We start from the raw sequence: 12,847 nt of genomic DNA, 5'->3' as shown, positions 1-12,847 counted from the left end.
TGCAGCGGCTACGAATGGCATCGGAGAGATACAACATATTGACCTTCATGATGGATAGTGACAGGATGAAGCCATGAACCGTACCGTCATCTCCACCTCACGTCACACTCGTTGGTGGCTGCCTTTCTAAAGGCGGCACGGATACTCTCATCCCATTTTTTATAGCCGCCGAAAGGCGGCTATATCATTTCAGGGGCGCCTTTCGGCTGATTAAGCCAAGGAGCTTCACATGAACAAACCTACGATCCTCACAGGTGACCGTCCAACCGGCCCGCTGCATTTGGGCCATTACGTCGGTTCGCTGCGCCAGCGCGTGGCATTGCAGCACGACCATCAACAGTTCGTGCTAATTGCCGACCTTCAGGGGCTAACGGATAACGGCAGTAACCCGCAGAAAATTCACGATAATATTCCTGAAGTGCTGGCCGACTATCTGGCCGCAGGTATCGACCCTCACCTCACCACTATTTGCCTGCAATCCACCCTGCCCGCGCTGTCGGAACTGACCGTGCTGTATATGAACATTGTCACCGTTGCGCGCGTTGAGCGTAACCCAACGGTCAAAAATGAGATTGCCCAGAAAGGATTCGCCCGTTCGTTGCCTGTTGGATTTATGGTCTACCCCATTAGCCAGGCGGCGGACATTACCGCTTTTAAGGCTGGGCTGGTGCCGGTAGGCGATGATCAGTTGCCAATGATTGAGCAGACCAATGAGATCGTCCACAAGATGAATAGCCTGCTGAGCACCCCGGTGCTGCACCACTGCCAGGCGATGCTTAGCCAGACCAGCCGCCTGCCGGGTATCGACGGTAACGCCAAGATGTCGAAGTCGCTCGGCAATACGTTAACCCTTTCCGCCAGTGAGGAAGAAATTCACAAGGCCGTTTGCGCAATGTACACCGACCCGAACCACCTCCGGGTAAGCGATCCGGGCTGTGTGGAGGGGAATGTGGTCTTTACTTATCTGGATGCGTTTCATCCTGACACGGCGAAAGTCGCAGCGATGAAAGCGCACTATCAACAGGGCGGGCTCGGCGATCGCGTTTGCAAGAACGAACTGGAAACCTGTTTACAGGAGTTGATTGCACCGATGCGCGAGCGGCGGAACACGTTTATTCAGGATAAAGGCGCGCTGATGGCGATATTGCGTGAAGGAAGTGAGCGAGCGCATGACGTCACGCAGGCAACGCTTGATGAGGTAAAACGCGGGTTGGGATTGCCGATGCTGGGTTGAAAATTACCCATTGAATAGACGTAGGTTAGCGACATGCCCGAGACATCTGGACGTTGTCGCTAATGAGAATAGGTAAATATTCTGGAGAGCTTCACGCGCCCTTAAAAGCGCATTTGCTACATGGATACAACGGACCTCATTAATAATACAGAAAATGAATTAACCAATTGTATTTAAAAGATTATAGCGTCGGAGTATATTCAATAAAAGCTCTCCCCTTTCCTGCATTTACATAAAGGATTTTGAAAAAGGAGTTTCTCTTGGCCTCTGTTCTTGCCTGGCTTGACCATGACTCGCGTGCTCAGGAAGCAACAATGCGATTACTCGCGCTCTTCAGGGAAAAAGAGAGCCGCGATGAACTGGGGATTGGCGCGATTCGCGATAGCATCGCCGACCAGCTCTTTCCCGGTACCAGTACCATCCAGACACGCCTGCGCTACATGCTGTTTGTGCCCTGGCTTTATCAGAGCCTCGAAGAAAAACGCGTTCCGGCGAAAAATTTTTCCCGTCAGGCCGATCTGCTGGAAAGAAAACTGCTGGCTTATTTGCGGACCTCTGAAGACACTTCTGGTGCTTTTGGGAAACATTCAGGCAATAACCTGAAAAGACTTCCCAGCGCTGTTTACTGGGCCGGACTGGGCCGCTGGGGGATCCGCAAGGGAGAGACTTCTCAGGAAAGTTATCACCAGCGAATAGATGAGTTTTACCAGCAGCGTCAGCGAATCGCGCGTAAAGAACGTCACGAAAGGGATCGCGGCGACGATGTCGATTTTGACATGTGGAAATCGGTCGATTTCTGGCACCCTGGCCTGCCCTCTGCACCTGCGGACTTTCCTGAGATTTCATCTTTTTCCCTTACGCGTGAAGAGGCTCTTTTCATTTGCGATCAAATTCAGTTGAACTGCGAGGGAAGCCTGCTCGCCTGGCTGGCTCTCAATAGCAACACGGTGGATGTCAGCCAGCCCTGGGAACATCCCGATTTGCTGAGATGCCCTCCTGAAATCAAAGAATTATTGCATCATGCCCGTCTTTTCTCAGAAATTGTTCACGTATCAGCGCTCTCCTACAACCTTCAATTGGCTGAGAAAAAGAACAATCCCTCACTGATTGACGCCTATCAGCAACGATATGCGCAGTGGAAAGCAAGTGTGCCTATGGATGACATTCACAGCTGGGATATCCCGGCGTTTTGGCAACAGGTAGAAAAACCCGGGCATACGATCACCTTCAGGACTCGTCTATTCATTGAGAGGCTCGTCCAGCAGATTCAGCATTCGCCAGACTCCCTGATAGCCGGCGACGGACGTAAGTTGATTCAACAACGCGAAATGGAACTTAAAGGCGTGCGCTCACGCTTTACCAATCCGCGCGCACTGGATCAATGGGGTGGCCATGCAGGAACCAGCAGACTCATTTATCGCTGGAACAACGCCAGAATCCTGTTGAGGGACCTGTGGGTCGGAATGGGGGCGCAAGACGATGTTGAATCCTGATAATCGCAACCTCTACACCTCGGCGTTAACACCACCGCCGGGCATGGTTTTTGATGAAGCGATCGCTACAACCTTCTCTCTGGACCCAACATTTTTACTTCAGGCGCCGGTTTATCTGGCACTGATGGCCAGCGACAGCCAGCAGGCCACCGATCCCTTTGCCTGCTTTGAAGCCATACGCCGCTACGCGGACAGAATCACTGTGTACGTGCAACAAGGCAGAGTCCAGGTGCCAGCTACGCACAGCGCCAGCCCTTTACTCGGTTTACTGGAGAAGATGATCGTTGAAGCGAACGCGCCGAAAGGCGGCGTGTTTCATCCCAAAGTTTGGGCGATTCGTTACGTTGCTCCGTCAGACAATACCGTGATGTACCGTCTGGTGATCCTCAGCCGTAACCTAACGACGGATTCTTCCTGGGATCTCTCTTTGCAGCTGGAAGGCATACTAACGGCAGGGAAAGTCAATGGTAATCAACCGCTTCAGTATCTGTTTAACCACCTCCCTGGATTGGCGGCGAGTAAAATGGATGCGGCACGCCATCAGCAAGCCATTCGCTTTGCTGATGAATTAAGGTGCGTTGAATGGGATTTACCACCGGGCTATGACACGCTGAAATTTTATCTGCCGGGCATCGCCGATTATAAATGGCAGCCCCCGCAGGCTTCGCGTATCGCGATTATTTCGCCATTTTGTTCTGATGATGCGTTGCAATATATCGTGCCGGATAAAAGCACCCATCGCGTGCTTATCTCTCGACCGGAAACCTTGCTGACATTGCGTGATGAAACGCTCGCGCAATTCGATAACGTGCTGCATCTGGATGAAGCCGCCGAGCCAGAAGAACCGGATGCACCGTCCAGTGACCCCATCATTACCGCCTCCGGCCTGCATGCTAAAGCGTATCTGTTTGAAAGCGGTTGGGATTGCGAGCTGGTACTCGGTTCCGCAAACGCGACTCACGCCGCCCTGTGTAAGGGCAAAAATTATGAAATTTTAGTCTCGCTTAAGGGCCGTAAAAGCAAAACTGGCTCAATAGAGAGCATGCTGAGTCAGGAAGGTTTCGGTAATTACCTGGTGGAATATGATAAAAGCCTGGAAGCAGAGAGCGACACGCTGCGCATCGAGGCCGAGAAGGCAATCGAAGATGCCCGACTGCAGCTAGCCCAGGCCGCGCTCTCGCTCCGTTGTGGTCCGGGTCAGTCGAAAGAGACCTGGGCGCTCTATCTGTGCGGAAAAATCCCACCATTACCAGGCATCAAGGATGCTCGCGTCTGGCCGATTACCGTCGCCCCTACTTTCGCCTGCTCACTTCCGGCAGAGGGAACAACTCAAGGCCTGTTGCTGGGCGAGTTCTCCGCGTTTGCGCTGACGGGCCTGATAGCCTTTGAACTGCATACCCGGCATCCCAACGTAAACGCGCAGTTTGTCCTGAATCTGCCCGTAGAGAACATGCCAGACGATCGCAATGCAATGATTTTGCAGACCATTATCAATAAGCAGGAAGATTTTTTACGTTACTTATACATGCTGCTAGGCACTGAGCATCTTGCGGTGTTGATAAACGAAGGGCGCGCCACGAGCAAAAACGTACTGCATTCACTGGCGCGCAAAGACGAGACGCCCCTGCTGGAAGAACTCACACGTCTTTATAGCCGCACGCCAGAACGTTTAAAAGACATTGCCGCACTGGTCGACGGCTTGAAAAATCACACTCACGACATCGTCCCCGAGGATTTTTTAAGTCTATGGGCCGTTTTTGAATCAGCGATGGACAAGCATCATGGACGCTAAAAAGGACAGTACGCCCTCACCGCTTGAGGGGCTGAAAGATTTCCAGAGAAAAACCGTAGAATATGTTTTTGAGCAATTTTATGGTGAGAATCGACAATCCCGCTTTCTTGTTGCTGATGAAGTTGGGCTCGGGAAAACGATGGTGGCGCGTGGGGTCATTGCTAAAACCATTGAACACCTGCGCCAGAAAACAGATCGCATTGATATCATCTATATCTGTTCCAATACCACCATCGCGACGCAAAATATCAAGCGCCTTAATGGCGGCGATCACCATGGCGTTGCGCTGGCCACCCGCCTGACGCTTCTTCCGCAGATTGTGCGTAGCCTGCGGTCCAATAAGCTCAACTTTATTAGCCTGACGCCTGGCACCACCTTTGATCATACCCTCAGCCGTGGCGGGCAGATGCGGGAACGCACCATTCTTTATCATATGCTGCATGCGCTTCCGCTGGCTCAGGGAGAGCGGAGAGTAGAGCTTCGAGACGGATTGTACAGGTTACTACAGGCTACTGCTGGTAATGACGGCTGGGAAAGAGACATCAAGTCTCTCAACACCAGCCAACTGGATGCTGACCTCTCCAGGGCCTTTCGCCGGGAGGTGATGAATGACCGCGATCTTTACGCGCAACTCAAATCCTGCTGCGCTCGCTTTTACTCGGGCAAAATCAGTGAAGAGGATTCGCGCTATCGCTATGATTTAATCGGCAAACTGCGTAACAAACTTGCTTCGGTTTGCCTCTCTGCGCTCGATCCGGACCTGGTTATTTTAGATGAGTTTCAGCGCTTTAAATCGCTGCTGAACGGTGACGATGACGCCGCGCTTTTAGCCAAAGCGCTCTTTGAGCACCCCGAAGTTCGCGTACTTCTGCTGTCGGCAACGCCCTATAAAATGTACACAACGGACCAGGAAAGCGAGGAGGAAAACCACTACAAAGACTTTATCGCTACCCTGAATTTTCTCTTCAACGATGCACAGAAAGTTGCAGAAATAGAACAGCAATTGCTGGATATCCGTGCCTCTTTGCAGGGCAAAGGAATGCGCATCAGCGAAAAGAGCCAGCTGGAGAATGCATTACTCAGGGTGATGTGTCGCACTGAAAGGGTCGCCACTACTCGCAACCTTAATGCGATGACGTTCGAAGATGTACGCACCACCCCGCTTACCGTTGCAGATTTGCAACATGCTGCGACCCTTGATGCCGTGGCACAAAGCGTGAACGCGGCTGACCCGATTGAATACTGGAAGTCTGCGCCTTATCTGCTTAATTTTCTTAAATCGTACGATCTCCGGAACAAGCTGGATAAAACGATTGGCGCACCAGCCGAACCACTCCTGAACGCACTGAAAAACGCTAAAAAACAGTGGCTGACAAAGGAAAAATTTGAGGGTTATAAACCACTCGACGCCGCGAATCCCAGAATGCGCATGCTGTTTGAAGACACCCTTAACAAGGAAATGTGGCAACTGTTGTGGATGCCACCTTCTCTGCCTTACACACAGCCTGCCGGCCTCTACAAAGGCAAACAGAACCTGACCAAAGCGTTGGTATTTACGCGCTGGAGCGCAGTGCCCGACGCTATTGCCGCCGTTTGCTCTTACGAAGCAGAAAGGCGCATGGTTGATAGCGACAGGATCCCACACAGCAAACTCACCACAAAAACGGCGCAACTGCTGCGTTTTAGCGCACCATCCGGTGACGCACGTTTAACCGGTATGCCAGTGCTCGCCTGGATGCTCCCTTCCCCGACGCTTGCAGGGGTTATCGACCCACTCGCGCTCGCCCTTGAGGCGGGAGGAAAACCACTTACCACCCGGAAAATGCGGGCCATCGTCAGGAACCGGTGTGAATCTCTGCTGCGTCCACTGGGAACGGGTAAACGGGGTTCGCGAGCAGACGAACGCTGGTACTGGGCGGCGCTGGCGCAACTGGATAACGATGCGCAGTATCAGGGCTGGCTCTCGCACAACGCAGACTGGTCAGCCCGCGCGGGCGACGGCGAGATGAGCGAGTCATTTCAGGATCATCTTGCTCTTTACCGCCAGGCCGCCGCGGGTAAACTTGACCTTGGCCCACGCCCGAAAGATCTGACCGATGTGCTCTGCGACCTCGCTCTGGCCGCACCAGGTACCTGTGCCCTTCGCGCACTTAATCGTTTAAATGCCGAGCCTGAGTCGATTCCAGCAGCGCTTTTTTCTGCCGCCTTTACGATTGCTTCCGGGTTCCGCACCCTGTTCAACCTCCCGGAAACCATTTCACTGCTGCGCGGCGCGGGCGATAACAGATACTGGCGCTTAACGCTCCAGTACGCTCTTGACGGTAATTTGCAGGCTGTACTGGACGAATATACGCATGTTTTACTGGAATCTCTGGGCCTCCAGCAGTGCGTACTGACCGAACAGGCAACGGCGATTGCAGAGTGTATGCAATCGGTATTGTCACTGCGTACCGCGCAAATGCATATCGATCAATTCAGAACCAGAACCGGCGGCTATGAGCTGGATAAATTCAGCACCCGCTGCCGCTTCGCCTTACGCTACGGGGACATCAAAAACGACGATTCGTCCGGCAATGCGCGCGCGGAAGTAGTTAAAGATGCCTTTAACTCGCCCTTCCGCCCATTTGTGCTGGCCTCGACGTCTATAGGCCAGGAGGGGCTGGATTTTCATTCATGGTGCCACGCGGTCATGCACTGGAATTTACCGTCGAACCCGGTTGATATGGAACAACGTGAAGGTCGCGTACATCGTTATAAGGGGCATGCGGTCAGAAAAAACATTGCTGAATTCTATGGGTTACGAGGGCTACAGGCCGCGATGCCAGTTCAGGATCCGTGGAAGGCGCTTTTTGCGAAGGCGGCCAGTGACCGTCCTCCTGCGCAGTCCGAATTGATCCCTTACTGGATATTTGAAAACGGCAGCGCGCATGTAGAACGGCGCGTGCCGATGCTGCCATATAGTCGAGAGAGCAAAAAGTTTAGGCAACTAAAGCAAGAACTGGCGCTCTACCGGCTTGCCTTTGGCCAGCCGCGGCAGGAGGATTTGTTATTTTGTATTCAGCAGAATAGTGAGTTAACTGAGAAGGAGGTTAGCAGGATGATGATTTCGCTGGAGCCGCCGAAGGTGTGATGGAGGGGCAGGGTTATAGGAAGGTATAACCCGCCTTCCTTGATCAGGTTTAAATTTGCGAGCATTATCGGAATTATTTACCTGATAGTGAAATCAATGGCTTCCATTAAAACCCTCCAACAGGCAGTTACTAACATCACCATCTGGCGTAAAGGTGAGCAGCGAGCCCCTCACAAGCCATTGCTGCTGTTATATGTGCTGGCGGGTTATCAAAACGGTCATGGGCGGCTGTTTAATTACGGCACAGAGATCCGGGATAATCTGCACGTTCTGCTTGAGCGATTCGGACCACAACGCGCTCAGTATCGGCCTGATTTGCCCTTCTGGCGTTTGCAGGGCGATGGATTTTGGGAGCTGCAAAATGCAGAGCACTGTTCCACGTCAGGGAGCAGCAGACAACCTCCGGCAAGGGAATTGCTTGAACATAATGTTGCTGGCGGTTTTGACGAGCAACATTATTCTCTGTTGATAAAGAGTAAAAACTTAATTGATTCCGTGGCTCAGCAAATCCTTGAAACACACTTTACTGAAAGCATCCAGGAGGAGCTCGCCGATGAGTTAGGATTTAATATCCTGCAAATTCGTAAACAGCGCGATCCTTTATTCCGGCAACAAGTGCTACGGGCCTACAACTATGAATGCGCTATCTGCGGGTTCAATATGCGGCACGACAACGCGTCGGTTGCCCTGGAAGCCGCGCATATCAAATGGAAACAGTATGGGGGCCCCTGCGATATTCCCAATGGGCTGGCTCTTTGCGCGATCCACCATAAAGCTTTTGATAAAGGTTCAATTGGTTTGGATGAGAATATGCGGCTCCAGGTTTCCGAAGCCGTCAACGGAAGTGGTATTGTCGGAAGGCTATTCTGGGATTTTCAGGGGAAAGCGATTTCATTACCACAAACGAAAGCACTGTATCCGCAGGAAGGATTTGTAGAATGGCACCGGCGGGAGGTGTTTAAGGGGTAATGTGAAATCGAGCGTTAAAAGGCCATAAAGCCGCGCCGTCCTGTTGACATAGAATTTAATATGATGAAACAGGAGACTTCCGGAAGGTATTATTAAAATAATTTCTGAATTTCACCGCAGAGATTCCGGATGGAGGGTTTTCCTGTAATCATTGGCGATGCTCTGGAAAAACAGTCTTCTGAAATCGGCTGGTGATTCAGCCAATATAGTCAGCTTATTATTGTAAAGTATGATTTTTTCAGGCGCAAAGAACTAGCGGCTCAGTTCATCGATGCAATTGTAAATAGACCCGTTTTAGTTCCGAGCATTTAATCAGTTCCAGGCCAAAACGATAACGAAAGCGTTAGTCAGCTTATAGGCTTTTGCTTCAGGCTTTACCAAACGAACCTTCACATATTTCAGAGCCGTGATGAGTATCCTTTCAAGGGTTATGTGTGGATACAAACATTATCGAACCGCGATATACCCGCAGTTATAACCGCATCAGTAAGTTGATATAGATTAAATCAGGTTGACTTAGGTTGAGTAAAAAAGCGAGGAAGCCTTGAGGATACTGGATTTCAGACACAAAAAAAGCCGCCCTAAGCGACTTATCTTGCATACTATATGGTGCGAAGGCCGGACTCGCCTTTTCTTTTAAACAATTGAAAATTAATGGGTTGTGAGATTTTAGTTTGGGGATTTGCCCCCAGAATGGGACATAAAATTGAATACTGCGTGGAAGATCACAAAGTTGCGTGATTATTTTCCAGGTCCGAAACGCATTCCGGTGTAGGGTTTCTTCCGGCATTGATTCAATCGCGACGCTAAATCTCCCAAGTGTAGCTCCAGCTTGTGTCCATCCGGGTCAAGAAAATAGAAAGATTGCCCTTCGCTTTTATTGTCTTTCCAGACCGTCACACCCGCCTGTTTCAGCTTATACGAGAACGGTTCAAAATCTTCTGGCGCGATGCGGAATGCGTAGCGGGTATAGTCACTTTCCTGCAGGGTTACGGGATACGTCATAAGACAGACGGAGCCAAAGGTCACCACAGGTAAGGTAAGCACCGATATCGAGACTTCGTACTGCTCACTGACACAGGTTCGTAAAAGCCTTGCCGCTAGCAAGAAGCTCTTATCAAACGTACAATCGACACCTTAAAATAGATCTTATCGAAAAAGAATTGCTTTTAACAGGATTTACAGTGAATAAACAACAGCTTGCAGCTAAAATCTGGGAATCTGCCAACCAGATGCGGTCCAAAATTGAAGCCAACGAATACAAAGACTACATACTCGGCTTTATCTTCTACAAGTACCTAAGCGACCAGTTGGTGCAGTTTGTCACTAGACAGGGGATGACGCCCGAAGACATCAAAGCCCTGAGTGAAGAAGACGCCGACACCGTTGAATACGTACAAAGCAACCTAGGCTACTTTATTGCCTATGATAATCTGTTTTCTACATGGATTGATCCAGCATCCGAATTTAATGAATCTAACGTACGTGATGCGCTCTCGGCCTTTAGCCGTTTGATTTCGCCAACTTACAAAAAACTGTTTGACGGTATTTTTACTACCTTAGAAACAGGTTTAAGCAAACTGGGTGAAAGTGCGGGCAAACGCACCAAAGCCATCAGCGACTTACTACACCTGATCAAAAGCATCCCGATGAACGGCAATCACGGGTATGACGTACTGGGTTACATTTACGAATACCTGATAGAAAAATTTGCCGCCAATGCCGGTAAAAAAGCCGGTGAATTTTATACGCCTCATGAAGTTTCTGTATTGATGTCGAACATCATCGCCCATGAGTTAAAACACAAAGATACTATCAAAATTTACGACCCTACTTCCGGTTCTGGTTCGTTGCTGATCAATATCGGTGAGGCGTTCGAGAAATACGCGAAAAATAAAGACTGCATCACCTATTACGCCCAAGAGTTAAAAGCCAATACCTACAACCTAACCCGTATGAACCTCATCATGCGCGGTATTAAAGCCAGCAACATTAAAACCCGTAATGGCGACACCCTGGAAGAGGATTGGCCGTATTTTGATGACAGTGATCCTCAAGGCTCGTACTACGCCTTACATGTCGATGCCGTGGTGTCCAACCCTCCTTACTCACAAAACTGGGACCCCAGCTTTAAAGATAGCGATCCACGCTATTCACGGTTTGGCCTGGCACCTAAAACCAAAGCGGATTTTGCTTTTTTACTGCACGACCTCTATCACCTAAAGCCCGATGGCATTATGGCTATCGTGCTACCTCATGGTGTTTTGTTCCGTGGTGGTGAAGAAGGTGAAATTCGCAAGCAACTGATTGAACAGAATCATATTGATGCCATTATTGGTTTACCGGCCAATATCTTTTTTGGCACCGGCATTCCTACGGTGATTTTGATACTCAAGCAAAAACGCCAAAACACCGATGTATTGGTGGTCGATGCCTCCAAACACTTTATGAAAGAAGGCAAAAACAACAAACTGCAAGCCAGTGATATCAAGCGCATTACTGATGCGGTGATTAACCGAGAGAGTATCGACAAGTTCTCGCAACTGGTGAGCAAAGAAACCCTGCGCGACAATGGTTACAATCTCAACATACCACGCTATGTGGATTCTTCAGCGGCGGCAGAAAGCTGGGATTTACACGCCACCATGCTCGGCAGTATTCCTAATAGCGAAATTGCCGAGCTACACCATTTTTGGCAAGCGTTTCCGCAATTGCACGGTGGTCTGTTTAAACCTAAATCCACCGCTTACAGTGAGCTGGCCATTGACAAACAAGACGTCAACTCCCGCATTAGCGGGCACCCGCAAGTGTTAGAGTTTATCAGCGCCTACAACCAGGCCTTTAATGGCTTTGATGACCACCTAAACACCGAGTTAATACAAAACTGGCAAAGCGTACAGCGCAACCAGCAAGAGGCGGTATTAAGTGCCGAGCTATTTTCTCGCTTAGCCCCCATTGCCTTAATCGACAAATACCAAGCTTATCAATATTTAAACAGCCAATGGCAACTCATCAGCACCGATTTAGAAATGATGCAAACCGAAGGCTTTGCCGCCACCAAACAAGTTGATCCCAATATTGTTATAAAGAAAAAAAACGGCCAGGACACCGAAGTACAAGACGGCTGGAAAGGCCATATACTGCCCTTTGATTTAGTGCAGAAAACTTACTTAAGTGATGACTTAAAAGCCCTGGCAGATAAAGAAACCCGCCTGGCTGAAATCGCCAGCACGCTGGAAGAAATTTTAGAATCCCTGACCGAAGAAGAAAAAGAACAAGATACGGTCAAAGAAAACAAAGACGGCTTTGCGAATGCCGAAGTAGGCAAAGCCGCCAAGGCGTTTCTGAAAGAACAAAAAGACAGCAAAGTTAAATTCGCAGAAGAAAGCTATGAAGCCAAAATCATTCGTGCGAACAAATTAATCGATGAAGATAAATCCCTGAAAAAAACGGTTAAAGATGCCGCCGCTGCCCTGCACTTGAAAACCAAAACGACCATCGAAACATTAACTGATGAGCAAGTGAACAACCTGCTGCACCTTAAATGGATTGCGCCATTAAGTATGGAGCTGGCTGCCTTGCCAAACGCAGTGATTGGCCAACTTACGAGCCAAGTACAAGCTCTTGCTGATAAATACGCCATCACATATTCGCAAGTCTCCCGTGAGATAAAAACCACCGAGCAAGAACTGGCGGAAATGATGGGCGAGCTCACTGGCAATGAGTTTGATATGCAGGGTTTGGCTGAACTCACCAGCTTATTGAAGGGTGAATAAGATGAGTATGGATAAAAAGGTGCCTGAGATTCGGTTTAATGACTTTGGTGAGGAGTGGAATGGTAGATGTTTGGGAAGCCTCTGCCTCATTGGTGATATAGATCATCGCATGCCTGAATCTAAAACAACGGGCATTCCCTACCTTATGACGGGAGACTTCTGCGGCATTAACGGCCTTGATTTTAAAAATGCCAAGTTAATATCCATTGAGGATTACGAGCTCTTATCAAAAAAAATAAAACCTGAATATGGCGATATATTGTTTGCTCGTTATGCTTCAGTTGGTTCTGTACGTTATGTCGAAACGAAAATTGATTTTCTAATTTCTTACTCCTGTGCAATTATAAAGACAAACAATACCTCTTATGGTAAATTTTTGTTCTATTGCTTTCAGACGGATAATACTCAAAAAAAATAGAGTTAGATATAAATACTGGTTCCCAAAGAAATATT

7 protein-coding genes and 1 pseudogene are annotated in these 12,847 nt (G+C 49.4%); 7 read left to right on the top strand and 1 reads right to left on the bottom strand.

The annotated features are described in order from the left end of the window. The first annotated feature begins 229 nt into the window (after window positions 1–229). The 5 genes from trpS to F0Q32_RS10015 all read left to right on the top strand — a co-directional run bounded on the left by trpS (window position 230) and on the right by F0Q32_RS10015 (window position 8,618). Window positions 230–1,234 (top strand): tryptophan--tRNA ligase, encoded by a 1,005-nt coding sequence (trpS, locus tag F0Q32_RS10035; protein WP_149462942.1) that lies wholly within the window; start codon window positions 230–232, stop codon window positions 1,232–1,234. A gap of 242 nt (window positions 1,235–1,476) precedes the next feature. After that, window positions 1,477–2,727, top strand: a complete 1,251-nt coding sequence (locus F0Q32_RS10030; protein ID WP_370516874.1) for a DUF6361 family protein — start codon at window positions 1,477–1,479, stop codon at window positions 2,725–2,727. Then, on the top strand, window positions 2,714–4,519 hold the full coding sequence (locus F0Q32_RS10025; protein WP_149462940.1) for a phospholipase D family protein: 1,806 nt from the start codon (window positions 2,714–2,716) through the stop codon (window positions 4,517–4,519). The genes F0Q32_RS10030 and F0Q32_RS10025 overlap by 14 nt, the downstream gene beginning before the upstream one ends. Beyond that, on the top strand, window positions 4,509–7,649 hold the full coding sequence (locus tag F0Q32_RS10020) for a helicase-related protein (RefSeq protein ID WP_149462939.1): 3,141 nt from the start codon (window positions 4,509–4,511) through the stop codon (window positions 7,647–7,649). Before F0Q32_RS10025 ends, F0Q32_RS10020 begins: the two co-directional genes overlap by 11 nt. 96 nt (window positions 7,650–7,745) lie before the next feature. Then, window positions 7,746–8,618, top strand: a complete 873-nt coding sequence (locus tag F0Q32_RS10015) for a phosphorothioated DNA-binding restriction endonuclease (protein WP_149462938.1) — start codon at window positions 7,746–7,748, stop codon at window positions 8,616–8,618. A 741-nt stretch (window positions 8,619–9,359) separates the two neighbouring features. On the opposite strand, the pseudogene F0Q32_RS10010 reads toward F0Q32_RS10015, so the two are convergent. After that, window positions 9,360–9,672, bottom strand: a pseudogene (locus F0Q32_RS10010) (VOC family protein); the annotation flags it as partial. A gap of 130 nt (window positions 9,673–9,802) precedes the next feature. Here F0Q32_RS10010 and F0Q32_RS10005 point away from each other — a divergent pair. Both F0Q32_RS10005 and F0Q32_RS26515 read left to right on the top strand, forming a co-directional pair. After that, window positions 9,803–12,394, top strand: a complete 2,592-nt coding sequence (locus tag F0Q32_RS10005) for a type I restriction-modification system subunit M (protein ID WP_149462937.1) — start codon at window positions 9,803–9,805, stop codon at window positions 12,392–12,394. Window position 12,395: 1 nt separating this feature from the next. Continuing rightward, complete coding sequence (locus F0Q32_RS26515) at window positions 12,396–12,812, top strand: restriction endonuclease subunit S (RefSeq protein WP_255475256.1); 417 nt, start codon at window positions 12,396–12,398, stop codon at window positions 12,810–12,812. The last annotated feature ends 35 nt before the right edge of the window (window positions 12,813–12,847 follow it).

Source organism: Pseudocitrobacter sp. 73 (assembly GCF_008369545.1).
In the GTDB taxonomy this organism is placed as follows: domain Bacteria; phylum Pseudomonadota; class Gammaproteobacteria; order Enterobacterales; family Enterobacteriaceae; genus Pseudocitrobacter; species Pseudocitrobacter vendiensis.
The sequence above is the reverse complement of the archived record's forward strand: the minus strand, read 5'-3'. Positions and strand labels throughout refer to the sequence as shown.